Raw genomic sequence first — 15,840 nt, forward strand, 5'->3', positions numbered from 1 at the left:
CACCTTGCTATCGAGCGGTCGCCCCTCGGTCTCCCCGACGGAGCCAGGGGACGGATCGCCAGCCGCGATGGCATTCAATCACTTACCAGCAGCCATGCACGACGCCTTGGGACCATTGTCCGTCACGCCGGTGACACACTCGGTGCCGATGGCCAAGAATCACCGCCCCAGTCGACCACCCGAGAGCAGGGACTCCCGCCCCTCTCCCGCCATGGTCCTCGACCGACTCGCCACAGCGGCGGGCCGGTCCGCGCGCATCACTCATACGGAGCACTTGCCCCCGCGGACGGGTGCCCATGCCATCTGGCCCGATCGCATCCGGCCGGAAGTGATCGCCGCTGTCCAGAAAGCCGGTATCGACCATCCGTGGGCACACCAGGCGGCCGCCGCGGAACACGCCCTGGACGGCGAATCCGTCGTGATCGCCACCGGAACCGCCTCCGGCAAGTCGCTCGCCTATCTGGCCCCGGTCCTCAGCGCCCTGCTCGACGGCTCGGAGGCCCCCAACGGCCGTGGCGCGACCGCCCTGTACCTGGCCCCCACCAAGGCGCTCGCCGCCGATCAGCGGCGTTCGGTCAAGGACCTCTCGGCGCCGCTCGGCAACGCGGTCAGGCCCGCGGTCTACGACGGCGACACTCCGGTCGAGGAACGCGAATGGGTACGTCAGTACGCCAACTACGTCCTGACCAACCCCGACATGCTGCACCGCGGGATCCTCCCGTCCCATCCGCGCTGGTCCTCCTTCCTGCGCGCCCTGCGCTATGTCGTCATCGACGAGTGCCACACCTATCGCGGCGTCTTCGGCTCCCATGTCGCCCAGGTGGTGCGCCGACTCCGCCGCCTGTGCGCCCGATACGGAGCCGATCCGGTCTTCCTGCTCGCCTCGGCGACCGCCGCGCAGCCCTCGGTCGCCGCGGGCCGCCTCACCGGTCTCCCGGTCATAGAGGTCGCCGACGACGCCTCGCCCCGCGGCGAGATGGTCTTCGCCCTGTGGGAGCCACCGCTGACCGAGCTGCACGGCGAGAAGGGCGCCCCCGTACGCCGTACGGCCACCGCCGAGACCGCCGACCTCCTCACCGACCTGACTGTCCAGGGCGTCCGCTCGGTCGCCTTCGTGCGCTCCCGGCGCGGCGCCGAGCTCATCTCCGTCATCGCCAAGGAACGCCTCGCCGAGGTGGACCGCTCGCTGCCCGACCGGGTCGCCGCCTACCGCGGGGGCTACCTCCCCGAGGAACGCCGCGCCCTGGAGCGCGCCCTGCACTCCGGCCGGCTGCTCGGTCTCGCCGCCACCACGGCCCTCGAACTCGGTATCGACGTCTCGGGCCTCGATGCCGTCGTCATCGCCGGTTACCCCGGCACCAGGGCGTCGCTGTGGCAGCAGGCGGGCCGCGCCGGGCGCTCCGGCCAGGGCGCCCTGGCGATCCTGGTGGCCCGCGACGACCCGCTGGACACCTTCCTCGTCCACCACCCCGAGGCTCTGTTCCAGCAGCCCGTGGAGTCGACCGTTCTGGACCCGGACAACCCGTACGTCCTCGCCCCCCACCTGTGCGCTGCCGCCGCGGAGCTTCCGCTCACCGAGAGCGACCTGGAGCTGTTCGGGCCGGCCGTGGCCGAGCTGCTGCCGCAGCTGGAGGCCGCGAAGCTGCTGCGCAAGCGGGCGTCGGGCTGGCACTGGACCCGGCGCGAGCGGGCCGCCGATCTCACCGACATCCGTGGCGAGGGCGGCCGCCCGGTCCAGATCGTCGAGGAGGGTACCGGCCGGCTGCTGGGCACCGTCGACGAGTCGGCCGCGCACACCGCCGTCCACGAAGGGGCTGTCCACCTCCACCAGGGCCGCACCTATCTGGTCCGGAAACTGGATCTGGAGGACTCGGTGGCGCTGGTCGAGGAGGCTGGTCCGCCGTACTCGACGACCGCCCGTGACACCACCTCCATCACCGTCCTGGAGACCGATACGGAGATCCCCTGGGGTGACGGAAGGCTCTGCTACGGCTCCGTGGAGGTCACCAACCAGGTCGTCTCCTTCCTGCGTCGCAAACTGATCACCGGCGAGGTCCTCGGCGAGACCAAGCTCGATCTGCCACCCCGCACGCTGCGTACCCGCGCGGTGTGGTGGACGGTCACCCAGGACCAGCTGGACGCCGCCCGCATCAATCCGGAGATCCTCGGTGGCGCCCTGCATGCAGCCGAACACGCGTCGATCGGGCTGCTGCCCCTGTTCGCCACCTGCGACCGCTGGGACATCGGCGGCGTCTCCGTGCCCCTCCATCCGGACACCCTGCTGCCGACGGTCTTCGTGTACGACGGTCATCCGGGCGGTGCCGGATTCGCCGAGCGGGCCTTCCACACCGCCCGCAGCTGGCTCACCGCCACCCGCCGGGCCATCGCGTCCTGCGAGTGCGAGGCAGGCTGCCCGTCGTGCATCCAGTCCCCCAAGTGCGGCAACGGCAACGATCCGCTGCACAAGCGGGGGGCCGTACGCCTCCTCACCGAACTCCTCCGCTCCGCCCCGGCGGACCCGGAGCAGGCGGGGGAGCCGCCGAGCCCGGAGGCGGACCGGGACCGCCCGTCGGAGGGCCCGCCCGGGACCTGACCTCGGGTGCGTACGGCCCGAACCGCGCCCGGGCCGTCACATCGGCGATCTCCCCCCGCACGGCGCACCGCACCACCGCCGCACCCTGCGCCTCGGCCACCTCCGCGGCCGCCCTGCACGCCACCTCGGCCCCGCGCAGGGCCCGGTCGGCGGCTGCCAGGGCCGCCAGGTCCGCCGCCCCGCCGGCCCGGTGCCGAGCGACCACCACCTGGCCGAGCGCAAGCACGGCCGCGAACACCGCGCACAGCGCTGCCGTGGTCACCGCCGCCCACACCGTCGCCACCCCCCGATCACGCCTCTCCCCACACCCGCGCGAACCCACCACCCGCAACGCCCGTCGGACCCGCCTCACCCACGAGATCGGTCGCACCCGTCGCTTCCGTCGCAGGGGCACCGCCCCAATCGCCCCCGTCACGGCTCCGCCCCCAGCGTGTCCTCGGCCATCGCTGCCGCGTCCGCTCTCAGCGTCAGGGCCAGCGCACCCGGTCCGGGCGTCGGCGCCGCCACCCGCACCCGCCACAGCTCCCCGGCCCGTTCCACCTCCACACGCGCCCGGTCGGGTGCCACCGAACGGGCGACGGCCAGCACCTGCGCCTCGGGCTCCGACCGGGCCGCCGCCCGCGCCCCGGCCCTTGCCGCATCCACACACCGGATCTGGGCGGAGGCGGCCATCAGCGCCCAGAGGAGAGCCAGGGCGAACAACACCAGCACCGGGATCACCATGGCCGCCTCCGCCGTCACCGCACCCCGGTCTCCTCCTCCCCCTTCGCGGTCCCCGACTCCGCGCCCCGAACGCCTCTCAGACCTTGGCATCGAGGGCGTCCGTGAGAATCGACTGCAGTGCCGCCATGACCGGCGGACTCGTGACCACCTTGTAGAGCACCGCCGCCAGCGCGCAGGCGGCGATCGTCCCCACCGCGTACTCGGACGTCGTCATCCCACGGTCCGTCCGGACTCGGCGCGCCACACCCCGTGCCCAGCTCCTGACGCGCTTGATTTGCCCTGCCATGTCAACCCCCAGAAGTGTTCTTTTTCCGCTTGGTTACTCATTCAATGCTTTTGTTCATCGGCCTTGCAGGAGTCCGTTCGCCAGGCCGATGACCACCGGTGCCACACCGACCGCCAGGAAGGCGGGCAGAAAACAGAGCCCCACCGGAGCTGTGATCAGGACGCCGGCCCGCTGGGCGCGCGCCACGGCCTCGCTCGACCGCTGCGCCCGCATCGCCTCGGCCAGCCGGGCGACCGGTTCCGCTGCCGGAGCCCCGGTCGAACCCGCCCGGTCCAGACAGCGGGCCAGCGCGCCGGCGCCCGGTATCTCGCCGAACCTCCCCCAGGACACGGCGGGTTCGCTGCCCAACCGGATCTCCGCCGCCGTCCGTGCCAGTCGTTCCCCGACCGCACCGCCCAGCGACTCCCCCACCGCCTCGGCCGCTTCTCTCGGGCCGGCTCCGGCGGAGATGCACGCCGCCAACAGGTCGGCCGCCAACGGGAGCCGGCATTCGGTCTCCGCAGCTTCCGCAGAGGAAACAGCGGGTCTGCGCCGATGCCGCGTCTGCTGCCACCGCCATGTGCCGTACGCCGCCACCAGTCCGACCGCGCACCCCCACGGACCACCGACGAGGAACCAGCCCGTCACCGCGGCGCCCAGCAGCACGGCCCAGTTCTGCACCCGGGCCCCGGACACCGGCCGCTTGCGCCCTCGCCTCCGGGCGTCGACCGCCAGCAGCACCGCGCCCCGGCGGCGCACCACCCGACACCGCCTCCGCCCGGCCAGGCAGACGGCCAGGTATCCGACCGCGCCCAGGGCGACCGCCACCGGAACCGGCCCACGGACGATGTGCGCCAGCACGCCGGCCCCTTCGCTCATGGCCCCTCCCCCGCCCGCACGATCCGGCCGGCCCAGCAGAGACCGGCCGTCTCCAGCAGCCCGCCCGCCAACAGACAGACAAGCCCGGCCGGACTGTGCAGGAGCACCCCCAACGGGTCGGCCCCGAGCGCCGCCCCCAGCCCCAGACCGAGCACCGGCAGCAGCGCCAGCACGGCCACCGTCGACCAGGCCCCCGCCAGCTGCGCCCGCAATTCCTCCCGCCGACGCCGCTCGGCCCGCAGTGCGCCCTCCAGGCGGTCCAGACCGGCTGCCAGCCCCGCCCCGCCGTCGACCGCCACCCGCCAGCAGGCCGCCACGCCGGCGAGCCCCTCCAGTCCGGGTTCGCACGCCGCCCGTCCGAGCGCCCCCGGCACATCGCCACCGAACCGCGCCGCGGCCGACACCGCGGCCTCCGCCGCACCCATCGCCCCCGTGCCACGCACCGCCACCAGCAGTGCCTGCCCCGGCTCGTGCCCGGCCCGCAGTTCGCCCACCACCGCACCGCACAGCGCCACCACGGCATCCGCCCGGCGCTCCCGCTCCTGCCGCCCGGCCCGCTTCCGAAGCCATCGCCGCACCAGCGGTACCGCCAGCGCCCCCGCGACCACCGGCAGCACGGACTCGCCCAGCACAGCGAGAAGCAACGCCACCGGAAGACACAGCCACTCCCGCGGCTCCCGGAACATCCCCGCGCACCACAGCCGGACCCGGTCGCGGCCGATCAGCGGCTCCGGCTCCAGGACCGACCCGACGAACAACACCCGCGCCCGCCGCGTTCCTCGGCCCCGCCCCACCATCAGCCAGGCCGCGGCCCCCGCACACACGGCCGACGCATACGTCGCCCACTCCGGCGCCCCCACCGCCGTGCCACCGGTCACAGCACACCCCCGATCAGAGACCACAGCCGCTCCCGGCCCCGCTCGTGGACAAAGCCGTCGGCTCCCCACCGCAGCGCCGGGACGGTCACCACCAGCCCGGCCGCATCCCGCTCCAGCACATGCACCTCGGCGATCCGGCGTACCCCGGCCCGGTCCCGTACGAGATGGACCACCACCGACAGCGCCGCCGCCAGCTGACTGTGCAGCGCCACGCGGTCAAGACCGGCTGCTGTTCCCAACGCCTCCAGCCGCGCCGGGACATGCTCGGCAGCGTTGGCGTGAACCGTCCCGCAGCCACCCTCATGGCCGGTGTTCAGCGCAGCGAGCAGTTCGGTGACCTCGGCGCCCCGCACCTCCCCGACCACCAGGCGGTCGGGCCGTATCCGAAGCGCCTGCCGCACCAGGTCCCGCAGAGTCACCCGTCCGGCACCCTCCTGGTTGGCAGGGCGTGACTCCAGCCGCACCACATGTGGATGGTCCGGCCGCAGCTCCGCCGAGTCCTCGGCGAGCACGATCCGCTCCCGCTCCCCGACGGCACCCAGCAAACTCGACAGCAACGTGGTCTTCCCCGCCCCCGTCCCGCCACTGATCAGGTACGAGACCCGGGCCTCGACCAGCGCCCGCAGCACCCGGTCACCACCCGGCGGTACGGTGCCCGCCGCGACCAACTCCGCCAGCGAGAAGGCCTGGGGGCGCACCACCCGCAGCGACAGACAGGTGGAACCCACGGCCACCGGCGGCAGGACCGCATGCATCCGGGTCCCGTCCGGAAGCCGCGCGTCCACCCAGGGCCGCGCATCGTCCAGCCGCCGTCCCGCCACCGCCGCGAGCCGCTGCGCCAGCCTGCGCACCGCCGGAGCGTCGCGGAAGGTCACCCCGGTGAGTTCGAGCCCACTGCCCCGGTCCATCCACACCCGGTCCGGTGCGGAGACCAGCACATCCGTCACCGCCGGATCGGCGAGCAGCGGTTCCAGAACTCCCGTACCGACAAGTTCTCCGCGCAACTCCTCTGCCGCGCCGAGGACTTCGGCATCACCGAGAAGCCTTCCCTGGGCGCGCAGCGCGGCCGCCACTCCGGCCGGGGTCGGTGCGGCGCCGCTCTGCGCAAGCCGCTGCCGCACGGCATCGAGGAGCCCGTCGGTCATGACGCACCTTCCCCATCGGGGCCCGCGCCGACTCCACCGGCAAGCGCCCGCTCCCAGAACGCCGTACAGAATCTGGCGAGCGGCCCGCGGGCACTGGAGCCGGGCGGCGCTCCGTCGTCCTGAGCCGCCAGCAAGCCTGATTCCAGCGGGAGTTCACCGGCGAGCGGCAAGTCAAGCGCCTGCGCCACCCAGCGCTCGTCCAGCCCCGCCGCGTAGGGGCCGCGTGCCACCACCCGCAGGTCGCCCAGGACCATCCCGGCCATCGACGCCACGCGTTTTGCCGCCGCGACCGCCCGCAGTTCACCGGGGACCACGAGCAGCCCGAGGTCCAGCTGCGCCAGCGCCTTCGCCACCGACTCGTCGACCCGGCGCGGCAGATCGACGACCACCACCCCGCCGAGCCTGCGGGCGGCCGCCAGCACCGCCTCCATGGCCTGCGGTGGGATGACCACCCAGTCGTCACGCCCCCAGCTGAGCACCCGCAGCCCATGCAGTGCGGGCAGCGACTCCTCCAGGGCACCACCGCCAACCCGCCCTTTGGAATGGGCGAAATCCGGCCACCTCATTCCCTCGGCCCGCTCGCCGCCGAGCAGCACATCGATGCCACCGCCCAGCGGATCGCCGTCGATCAGCATCGTCCGCCGCCCGGCCCTGGCAGCGGTCACGGCGAGAGCACAAGCCAGCGTGGACGCGCCGGCGCCGCCCCGCCCGCCGATCACCCCGACGGTGAGAGCGGGCCGCCCCACCCCCTCCGCCGCATTGGCGATCTGATCGACGAGCCAGCTCTCCGCATCGGGCAGCCGCAGGACATATTCGGCCCCGATCTCGACGGCCTGCCGCCAGACATCCGGCGCGTCCTGGTCGTGCCCGACGAGCATCACGCCCTGCCTGCGCAGCGCTCCGCGGCATCGCGGAGCCGCATCGTCGCCCACCAGGACCATCGGAGCCTGCTCCCAGCCGCCTCTGCCTTCGGGCAGCGTGTGGTGCACCTCGGGCTCCGCGCCGGCGGCCGCGCACAGCCGCAGCAGATCGTCGAGCAGTTCCACATCCTCGGTCACGATCAACGGTCCGCCCCGGCGTTCTCCGACGAGCTGCAGACGATCCCGTGCGATGGATTCAGCCACGATCTCCGCCCCCTTCTCACTGCACCTTCACCGCGGTTTCGCAGCGATCTCGGAGCGTTCCGAGATCGGCGATATCCGGAACCCGCGGACTTCACGGGTGGAATCACCGTGCAGCGCTTCGGAAAATCGTGTGGATCTTGCTCTAAAACTGTGAACAACTCCACCGTTGTGAATATCTCGGTCACCCAAACCGGCGACTTCCGGAGAGCATCACTTCCGTTACACACTGTGACGACAGGCAGTCATGCAGGAGGGCCGAAAAGACAGGCCGCCGCGGCCGGTAAGGAGACAGGATGCTTGATTCCGAGCGATGGAAACGCGTCCGGACATGCGACGACCCCCGCCGGGGGGGAGAGCGGGGGTCGTCCCCACGGCCGACTCGGGGGGGGAGGAGTCGGACCGGGTTAGCACGGTCGCGAACGATCCGTGACTTCCATGGTGTACCCGAGAGCCTTCTCAGGCAAACCCATGCACCGGAGTTTACGCCGAATGGTGGGCCCCTATGCTCTGCCTTGTGGAAAACCACTCCTTGCCGCGCACAGCAGCCTTCTTCGACCTGGACAAGACGGTCATTGCGAAGTCATCGACTCTGACCTTCAGCAAGTCCTTCTACCAAGGCGGACTGATCAACCGCCGTGCCGTACTGCGCACCGCGTACGCACAGTTCGTGTTCCTCGCCGGGGGCGCAGATCACGACCAGATGGAGCGGATGCGCGAATATCTCTCCGCGCTCTGCAAGGGCTGGAACGTCCAGCAGGTGAAGGAAATCGTCGCCGAGACCCTGCACGATCTGATCGACCCGATCATCTACGACGAGGCGGCGACCCTCATCGAGGAGCACCACACCGCCGGACGCGACGTGGTCATCGTTTCCACCTCGGGCGCCGAGGTCGTCGAGCCGATCGGCGAGTTGCTGGGCGCCGACCGGGTCGTCGCCACCCGGATGGTCGTCGGCGACGACGGCTGTTTCACCGGTGAGGTGGAGTACTACGCATACGGGCCGACGAAGGCCGAGGCAGTCAAGGCGCTCGCCGTGTCCGAGGGGTACGACCTCTCGCGGTGCTACGCATACAGCGATTCCGCGACCGATGTACCGATGCTGGAGTCCGTGGGCCACCCGCACGCGGTCAATCCGGACCGCGCGCTGCGGCGTGAGGCGACGCTCCGGGAGTGGCCGATTCTCGTCTTCAATCGCCCGGTCCGACTCAAGCAGCGGCTGCCCGCCTTCTCCATGCCGGCGCGCCCGGCACTCGTCGCCGCGGCGGCGGTGGGCGCGGCGGCCGTCACAGCGGGGCTGGTCTGGTACACCTCGCGCCGGCGCACGACCACAGCATCCGGCTGACCTCCTGCACCCGACCCGGCCCCGAGTCAGGCCCACACCCGAGCGCGCCCTCGACCGCCGTTCCGGGACGTGGGCCGGGGTGCCGACCACTCACGTCCGACACACTCCGCCGGCGTGCGGATTCCGCCCCCGACCACCCACCCGGCTCGCCCGTATTTGAAGTATTTGAACGCAAAAGTAAAGAAGTAAGGCCAGCACTACCGCTTGCCCTGACTCTGGAGTACAAAGGACTCAACGGCCCGCGAGACCAAGGACATCCGAAAGGATTACCTGATAACGCAGAGAAGGCCCCACGGACCGAGCATGAATACCCAGCACCCACGCGACGTCGACCCGTCGATTACGGGCCAGCCGCACCAGGGAACGGGCTGAGTTCCCGACCTGATGGGCAATTTTCGAGGACGCATGGTAACTGGGTGGACGTGCCAGCGGCGGTACCGAGGACGGTACCGCCGCAACCCTTTTATCGGGCAGTGAAGCTGACGAAACGCAACAGGGTTGACGGGTCCGTCAGTTGAGGTGTGTGCCGACAGCCCCGTGGACCGTCACGCGGCTCCGCGCTGAAGCGCTTCGCAGACCGCCGTCGACTCCCTGACTCCCAGCTGCACCGCGCGCCCGCAGTGTGTGATCCAGGCGGACATCCCATCCGGCGTTCCCGACCGGTACCCCTCGAACGCCGCGACGTACGCCGCCCTCCCTTGCTCGGCGTGACCGACCTCGGCGGGGCAGATCGCTTTCGGGTCGAGCCCGCTCCCGATCAGGACGATCCGCTCGGCGGTCCGCGCGACAAGGCCGTTGTGCGAGCCGAAGGGACGCAGCGCCAGCAGTTCGCCGTGCACGACCGCGGCCGTCACCAGGGCGGGCGCCGCACTCCCCGAAAGAATCAATCCCGAGAGCCCTTCCAGCCGGCCGGCGACCTCGTCGGCATCGGGCAGCGGCGCTTCGATGAGCGGCTCGTCGACCGGTTCACCGGCCAGCCGCGGGCGGCCGACAGTGTCGTCGGGCGCGGCCCCGCCTGCCGCCACGAGGTGCAGCCGGGCAAGAACCCGCAGCGGCGACTGCCGCCAGATCGAGAGCAGTTGGCCCGCCTCCGCGGTCAGTCGCAGGGCGGCACCGATCACCTGCGACTCCTCGTCGCCACTGAAGTCGGTGCGCCGGCGCACCTCCTCCAGGTTCCAGTCGGCGCCGGAGAGTGCGGCGGAGCCACGGGCGCCACGGAGCGCCGCTTCCGCGGTGATCTCGCTGCTGCGGCGCCGCATGACGCGGTGGCCGTAGACCCGGTCGACGGCCTTGCGTACGGAGTCCACCGCATCGGAGACGCCCGGCAGGGCACCCAGGGCGGCGAGCGGATCTGAGGCAGTCGTACTCATAAGTAGCGAGGCTACGCGCCCCCTGCGCCCTTACCACCCCGGAGTGGCCTTCTTCACGAAGGGTGACTGCGCAGCGCGTTTGCACCGCTACCCTAGGTGAACATGAAGATCGCTTTCGTGGGGAAGGGCGGCAGCGGCAAGACCACGCTGTCCTCGCTCTTCATTCGCCACCTCGCCGCCAACGAAGCCCATGTCGTCGCGGTGGACGCCGACATCAACCAGCACCTCGGGGCCGCGCTCGGCCTCGACGAGGAGGAGGCCGCGGCACTGCCCGCCATGGGTGCGCACCTGCCCCTGATCAAGGAGTATCTGCGAGGCAGCAACCCCCGCATCGCCTCGGTGGAGACGATGATCAAGACGACTCCGCCCGGCGAGGGCTCGCGGCTGCTGCGGGTCCGCGAGGACAACCCGGTCTACGATGCGTGCGCCCGCACGGTCGGGCTCGACGACGGGGACATCCGACTGATGGCCACCGGACCGTTCACCGAGTCGGATCTCGGGGTGGCGTGCTACCACTCCAAGGTCGGCGCGGTCGAGCTCTGCCTCAACCACCTTGTCGACGGCCCCGACGACTACGTGGTCGTCGATATGACCGCGGGTTCGGATTCGTTCGCGTCCGGCATGTTCACCCGCTTCGACATGACGTTCCTGGTCGCCGAGCCGACCCGTAAGGGCGTCTCGGTCTACCGCCAGTACAAGGAGTACGCACGGGACTTCGGGGTCGCCCTGAAGGTCGTGGGCAACAAGGTGCAGGGCCAGGACGACCTGGACTTCCTGCAGGCCGAGGTCGGCGACGACCTGCTGGTCACGGTCGGCCACTCCGACTGGGTCCGTGCGATGGAGAAGGGACGTCCGGCCCGCTTCGAGCTTCTGGAGGCGGACAACCGGATGGCCCTGCAGGCTCTGCAGAACGCCGCGGAGGACTCGTACGAGCAGCGCGACTGGGAGCGCTACACGCGTCAGATGGTGCACTTCCACCTGAAGAACGCGGAGAGTTGGGGCAACGAGAAGACGGGCGCCGACCTGGCCGCCCAGGTCGACCCCGCCTTCGTGCTCGACGAGCGGAGCGCACAGGCAGCCGCCGTGCAGCCCGCGTGAGCCGGTCGTCCGAGGCCCCGTCCACCGACGACCCGGCGGGCGGCGGATCGACGGGCTTCAGTGCTCCACCGGCTTCGTGTCGGATTCACCGGGAGCCTTGACGGTTCCCGGAGTTCCGGCCGTTCCGGAGGCCTGGGCGGCGAGATGGGCCGCCCAGCCCTCCTTCGGCGCCTGGCCGACGTCGAGTGTGCGAAGTTTCGCCAGCGTCGCCGGGTCCTGGGCGTCCAGCCAATCGGCAAGCTGCCTGAAGGACACACAGCGCACGCCCTCCTTGGTGCAGACCGTCTCGATGGTCTCCTCGACGGCGCGCATGTACGTGCCACCGTTCCAGGACTCGAAGTCGTTGCCGATGATCAGCGGCGCCCGGTTCCCCTCGTACGCCCGGTCGAAGGCCTGGATCAGGCCGTCGCGCATCTGGTCGCCCCAGTACTCGTACTGGTCCGGGTCGCCCTGTACGGCCGTCCCGGACTGGTTGGACATGAAGTCGTAGTCCGTCGACAGCGCCTCGAACCCCCTCCCCGGCACCGGAACGCGTTGCAGGGAGAGGTCCCAGACGCCGTCCCTCTTCTTCGGCCAGACCTGTTCACCGACGCCGCTGGAGTCGTAGCGGAAGCCCATCGACCGCGCTGCGGCCACCATGTTCTTCCGCCCCTCCAGACAGGGGGTGCGGCCGCCGACCAGCTCCGTGTCGTAGTCGAAGGGCAGCGGCTTCTCGTCCGCGAGGTCCGGGACGTTCGTCCTCCACTTCTTCACGAAGGACTTGGCCTGGCTGATCTCGCGCTTCCACTCGGCGACCGACCAGGTGCCGACGCCGCCGTCCGGGCCGCAGAAGTGACCGTTGAAGTGGGTGCCGATCTCGTCGCCGTCCTGCCAGGCGCCCCGGATCTGGGTGATGGTGTCCCGGATCCCCTTGATGTCGCTGAAGCCGATGTCGGAGCTGCCCGCGTTGTGCTTCGGCGGGTCGTAGAGCTCCCGCTTCTCCTCCGGCAGCATGTACACGCCGCTGAGGAAGTAGGTCATGTTCGCGTGGTACTTCCTGCCGACCTCGCGAAAGTGGGAGAACAGCTCCCGGCTGTCCCCACCCACGCCGTCCCAGGAGAACACCACGAACTGCGGAGGCGTCTGACCGGGCGCCAGGCGCAGCGGCACGGGCTGCTTCGGCTGACTGCCGGTGAAGGAGGTCGAGCCGTCGCCGACGAGCCGGAAGGCCTTCTCGGGGGCGTTCCTCTCAGGTCCGGCAGCCCCCTTCTCCGCACCCGGACCCGCAGCCCCGAGAGCCGAACCGGAATCCGAGCCGGAACAGCCGGCGACTCCCGCAACGAGCGCGACGGCCATGACCCCCAGGGCGACCCTCTTCGTGGCGACCATCATCCGTCCACCCTCTTCCTTTTCAGGTAATTTGCGTGGAATGCGCCGACACGGTGCGGTCACACTCGCACACAGACCTGAGCGAATCGGCACGACATGCCGTACGAAAAGCTTCTTATTCACGTGAATGGGTGATTGAGTCGACTATTTGCCCTCAATAATGGACACGATTCTTTACTCTCCATTACGATCTATTTACCGAGAATTGAGAAATCCCGCCGCTGCACGCCGTGACCCACGGCCGCGTCCCCCACGTTCCGCGACCGCGCCGCCCCGGAGGAGACGGGAACATGTCTGCCTGCGTCCCCACTCGTGATGACCACACGTCCCGCAGTTGGCGCCAGTCCAACGGCCCGGGAATGAAGCGACCTCACAGCCCGCCACCGCCGCGTCGCGGCGGACGATTCCGTATCGCGGGCGCCGACCTGTCCGCATCGATCACTGTCTTTCTCATTGCCGTCCCCATGTCGCTCGGCCTCGCCGTGGCCATGGACGCCCCACTGGAGGCCGGACTCGTCTCCGCGGCCATCGGCGGCATCGTCGCCGGACTGCTCGGCGGCACCCCCCTTCAGGTCAGTGGCCCGTCCGCCGGACTGACCGTGGTCACAGCCGAGTTGATCCAGATCTACGGCTGGCGCACCACCTGCGCGATCACCATCGGCGCCGGGCTGCTGCAGATCCTGCTGGGGGCGGTGCGTGCGGCGCGCAGCGCTCTCGCCGTCAGTCCCGCCATCGTGCACGGCACCCTGGCGGGTATCGGCGTGGCCATCGCACTGGCCCAGCTGCATATCGTGCTCGGCGGCTCACCCCAGAGCTCAGCCGTCGACAATGCCCTCGCCCTGCCTGCCCAGTTGGACCGTCTCAGCCCGGCCGCTCCTCTCGTCGGCGGGCTGACCATCGCCATCCTGATGGCCTGGCCACGGCTCCCCGGGCGGATCGGACGGGCGGTCCGGAGAATTCCGGCGGCCCTCGCCTCGGTGGCGATCGCCACAGCGGTGGCGGCGGTGGCGGCTCCCGGCACCGCCCGGGTGGATCTGCCCTCCTGGCGGTCGCACGCCCTGCCCGAACTTCCGCAGGGCCCCGTACTGGCCCTCGCCACCGCCGTGTTCACCGTGACGCTGGTGGCCAGCCTCGAATCACTGCTCGCAGCGGTCGCGGTGGACAAGCTGACCACCGACCGCGCCGGGCGGCAGAGCACCGAGTCTCCCGCGTCGGCAGTCCCGACCGCCCCGCCGGTCAGGCGCGCCGACCTCGACCGCGAATTGCGCGGCCAGGGCATCTCCAATGTCCTGGCCGGCCTGCTGGGCGGGCTGCCGGTGTCAGGGGGCGCTGTGCGCAGTTCGGCGAATGTACGGGCCGGGGCCACCGGCCGCGCCTCCACCGTTCTGCACGGCGTCTGGGTCCTGCTCGCCGCCGGGTTGCTGGTCACGGCGCTGGAGTGGATCCCGCTGGCCGCGCTCGCCGCGCTGGTGATGATGGTCGGCATCCAGATGGTGAGCTACGCCCATATCCGCAATGTTCACAAGCACCGCGAATTCCCGGTCTACGGGGCGACGATCACCGGTGTGGTGCTCTTCGGTGTGCTGAAAGGTGTGGCGATCGGTATCGCGGTGGCCGTCGTCATCGCTCTGCACCGGCTGGCCCGGACACGGATCACGGTGACGGATCAGGGCGGACAGCATCTCGTGGTTGTGCGTGGGCAGTTGACGTTCCTCGCGGTTCCACGGCTCAGCCGAATGCTCGGCCGGCTTCCCCAAGGCGGGGATGCAGTCGTCGAGTTGGACGGCTTCTTCATGGACCATGCGGCATACGAGACGATCCAGGACTGGAGCGACGCGCAGACCGCCCAGGGCGGCCGGGTCGTCTTCACCGGCAGATCCGGGGGCCGGATCGCCGAGCCTGCCTCGGCGGCGCACTCCTGCTGCCGCCCCTGGACGCCGTGGCGCAATCACCACTGCCACGACCGGCCCGAACCGGACAGCGTCCACCGCGACCGCGGCACGCGAGCCGACGCCGGCAGTGAGCACCACGCCACCGCCACCCGCCCCAGCCCCGGAACAACCGACACCACGGCGGCCGACACCACGACCGACGTCACGAGCAACTCAACGCCCGCCACGAGCGCCGCGGCCCCAGCCGCCGAACCCGTTCCCGGCGCTCCTTCATCCACCGCACTCCCCGCCACCCCTCGTCGGACCGGCGCGCACCGGCTGGTCAGTGGTCTGAGTTCGTTCCAGCGCAACACGGCTCCGCTGGTGCGCGAGGAGCTGGCCCGGCTGGCCCGGGAGGGGCAGCGCCCCTCCCAGCTCTTCATCACCTGCGCGGACTCCCGGCTGGTCACCAGCATGATCACAGCCAGCGGTCCGGGAGACCTGTTCACCGTGCGGAACGTCGGCAATCTGGTGCCGCCACCGGGCGCGGAAGCAGGCGACGACTCGGTGGGCGCCGCGATCGAGTACGCGGTGGACGTGCTGCAGGTGGAGTCCATCACCGTCTGCGGCCACTCCGGCTGCGGCGCGATGCAGGCACTGCTGGGCGCCGAGCCGGACAACCCGCAGACGTCCCTGTGGCGGTGGCTGCGGCACGGTCTGCCGAGCCTGGAACGGATGGAGTCCCGGCATCGCGCCTGGGCGCGGATCTCCGGCCGGCTGCCCGCCGATGCCGTGGAGCAGCTCTGCCTCACCAACGTGGTCCAGCAGCTGGACCATCTGCGCGCCCACGAATCGGTATCGCGGCGACTCGCCGCGGGCACACTGCAGCTCCACGGGATGTACTTCCATGTCGGCGAGGCGCAGGCATACCTCCTGACCGAGGGCGCGAGCGCCGGTACATGTATCGACGAGGTCTTCGACCACGTGGGCCCCGGCGATCCTTCCGGTTCCGGTGAATTGGAACGTACAAGCGCCTGAACCGCACGCACCCCGGGTCCGTGAGACCTTGTGGTCCCGCTTCCGCATTGCACTGTGCTGCACCGCATCGCAGGTGGGGGGCGGGACCGTGCCCCATACACGAAAACACAGGTCTAAACCAATTCCTGGCAGACACTTGTCACCCG

Annotated in this window: 13 protein-coding genes; 4 read left to right on the forward strand and 9 right to left on the reverse strand. The window is 70.8% G+C overall.

What is annotated here, in order from left to right; genetic code table 11:
• The first annotated feature begins 67 nt into the window (after positions 1 to 67).
• Positions 68 to 2,593, forward strand: a complete 2,526-nt coding sequence (locus ACFU8W_RS04455; protein ID WP_384032203.1) for a DEAD/DEAH box helicase — start codon at positions 68 to 70, stop codon at positions 2,591 to 2,593.
• Here the strand turns inward: ACFU8W_RS04455 and ACFU8W_RS04460 are convergent.
• The 7 genes from ACFU8W_RS04460 to ssd are packed head-to-tail and all read right to left on the reverse strand — an operon-like array spanning position 2,487 to position 7,607.
• Positions 2,487 to 3,113, reverse strand: coding sequence for an Rv3654c family TadE-like protein (locus tag ACFU8W_RS04460; protein WP_384032205.1), 627 nt, complete (start codon positions 3,111 to 3,113; stop codon positions 2,487 to 2,489). The genes ACFU8W_RS04455 and ACFU8W_RS04460 overlap by 107 nt on opposite strands.
• A complete protein-coding gene (locus tag ACFU8W_RS04465; protein ID WP_327245647.1) occupies positions 3,005 to 3,406 on the reverse strand; it encodes a TadE family type IV pilus minor pilin in 402 nt (133 codons plus the stop codon). The genes ACFU8W_RS04460 and ACFU8W_RS04465 overlap by 109 nt, the downstream gene beginning before the upstream one ends.
• Positions 3,393 to 3,602, reverse strand: a complete 210-nt coding sequence (locus tag ACFU8W_RS04470) for a DUF4244 domain-containing protein (RefSeq protein ID WP_384032207.1) — start codon at positions 3,600 to 3,602, stop codon at positions 3,393 to 3,395. Before ACFU8W_RS04470 ends, ACFU8W_RS04465 begins: the two co-directional genes overlap by 14 nt.
• Positions 3,603 to 3,656: 54 nt before the next feature.
• Positions 3,657 to 4,460 (reverse strand): type II secretion system F family protein, encoded by an 804-nt coding sequence (locus tag ACFU8W_RS04475; protein WP_384032209.1) that lies wholly within the window; start codon positions 4,458 to 4,460, stop codon positions 3,657 to 3,659.
• Positions 4,457 to 5,338, reverse strand: coding sequence for a type II secretion system F family protein (locus ACFU8W_RS04480; protein ID WP_384032211.1), 882 nt, complete (start codon positions 5,336 to 5,338; stop codon positions 4,457 to 4,459). The genes ACFU8W_RS04475 and ACFU8W_RS04480 overlap by 4 nt, the downstream gene beginning before the upstream one ends.
• On the reverse strand, positions 5,335 to 6,483 hold the full coding sequence (locus tag ACFU8W_RS04485) for a TadA family conjugal transfer-associated ATPase (protein ID WP_345517421.1): 1,149 nt from the start codon (positions 6,481 to 6,483) through the stop codon (positions 5,335 to 5,337). Before ACFU8W_RS04485 ends, ACFU8W_RS04480 begins: the two co-directional genes overlap by 4 nt.
• A complete protein-coding gene (ssd, locus tag ACFU8W_RS04490) occupies positions 6,480 to 7,607 on the reverse strand; it encodes a septum site-determining protein Ssd (protein ID WP_384032214.1) in 1,128 nt (375 codons plus the stop codon). Before ssd ends, ACFU8W_RS04485 begins: the two co-directional genes overlap by 4 nt.
• A 502-nt stretch (positions 7,608 to 8,109) precedes the next feature.
• On the opposite strand from ssd, the gene ACFU8W_RS04495 reads away from it, so the two are divergent.
• On the forward strand, positions 8,110 to 8,949 hold the full coding sequence (locus ACFU8W_RS04495) for an HAD-IB family hydrolase (RefSeq protein ID WP_345517420.1): 840 nt from the start codon (positions 8,110 to 8,112) through the stop codon (positions 8,947 to 8,949).
• Positions 8,950 to 9,494: 545 nt separating this feature from the next.
• Here the strand turns inward: ACFU8W_RS04495 and ACFU8W_RS04500 are convergent.
• Positions 9,495 to 10,319, reverse strand: a complete 825-nt coding sequence (locus tag ACFU8W_RS04500; protein WP_384032216.1) for an oxidoreductase — start codon at positions 10,317 to 10,319, stop codon at positions 9,495 to 9,497.
• 102 nt (positions 10,320 to 10,421) lie between these two features.
• On the opposite strand from ACFU8W_RS04500, the gene ACFU8W_RS04505 reads away from it, so the two are divergent.
• Entirely contained in the window at positions 10,422 to 11,417 is a 996-nt protein-coding gene (locus ACFU8W_RS04505; RefSeq protein WP_384032218.1) for an ATP-binding protein, read from the forward strand.
• Positions 11,418 to 11,474: 57 nt separating this feature from the next.
• On the opposite strand, the gene ACFU8W_RS04510 is transcribed toward ACFU8W_RS04505, so the two are convergent.
• Positions 11,475 to 12,788 carry a hypothetical protein gene (locus ACFU8W_RS04510; RefSeq protein WP_384032220.1) on the reverse strand — a complete coding sequence of 438 codons (1,314 nt, stop codon included), beginning with the start codon at positions 12,786 to 12,788 and terminating at the stop codon, positions 11,475 to 11,477.
• Positions 12,789 to 13,075: 287 nt separating this feature from the next.
• Here ACFU8W_RS04510 and ACFU8W_RS04515 point away from each other — a divergent pair, with 287 nt between their 5' ends.
• Positions 13,076 to 15,694 carry a bifunctional SulP family inorganic anion transporter/carbonic anhydrase gene (locus ACFU8W_RS04515; protein ID WP_384032222.1) on the forward strand — a complete coding sequence of 873 codons (2,619 nt, stop codon included), beginning with the start codon at positions 13,076 to 13,078 and terminating at the stop codon, positions 15,692 to 15,694.
• The last annotated feature ends 146 nt before the right edge of the window (positions 15,695 to 15,840 follow it).

It is taken from the genome of Streptomyces sp. NPDC057565 (genome assembly GCF_042801455.1).
In the GTDB taxonomy this organism is placed as follows: domain Bacteria; phylum Actinomycetota; class Actinomycetes; order Streptomycetales; family Streptomycetaceae; genus Streptomyces; species Streptomyces yanii.

Bases quoted from the DNA above. Each gene is read 5' to 3' on its own strand.
- ACFU8W_RS04500 (WP_384032216.1), bottom strand. From the start codon at position 10,319: ATGAGTACGACTGCCTCAGATCCGCTCGCCGCCCTGGGTGCCCTGCCG.
- ACFU8W_RS04510 (WP_384032220.1), bottom strand. From the start codon at position 12,788: ATGATGGTCGCCACGAAGAGGGTCGCCCTGGGGGTCATGGCCGTCGCG.
- ACFU8W_RS04505 (WP_384032218.1), top strand. From the start codon at position 10,422: ATGAAGATCGCTTTCGTGGGGAAGGGCGGCAGCGGCAAGACCACGCTG.
- ACFU8W_RS04485 (WP_345517421.1), bottom strand. From the start codon at position 6,483: ATGACCGACGGGCTCCTCGATGCCGTGCGGCAGCGGCTTGCGCAGAGC.
- ACFU8W_RS04475 (WP_384032209.1), bottom strand. From the start codon at position 4,460: ATGAGCGAAGGGGCCGGCGTGCTGGCGCACATCGTCCGTGGGCCGGTT.
- ACFU8W_RS04495 (WP_345517420.1), top strand. From the start codon at position 8,110: ATGCTCTGCCTTGTGGAAAACCACTCCTTGCCGCGCACAGCAGCCTTC.
- ACFU8W_RS04455 (WP_384032203.1), top strand. From the start codon at position 68: ATGGCATTCAATCACTTACCAGCAGCCATGCACGACGCCTTGGGACCA.
- ACFU8W_RS04515 (WP_384032222.1), top strand. From the start codon at position 13,076: ATGTCTGCCTGCGTCCCCACTCGTGATGACCACACGTCCCGCAGTTGG.
- ACFU8W_RS04470 (WP_384032207.1), bottom strand. From the start codon at position 3,602: ATGGCAGGGCAAATCAAGCGCGTCAGGAGCTGGGCACGGGGTGTGGCG.
- ACFU8W_RS04465 (WP_327245647.1), bottom strand. From the start codon at position 3,406: ATGCCAAGGTCTGAGAGGCGTTCGGGGCGCGGAGTCGGGGACCGCGAA.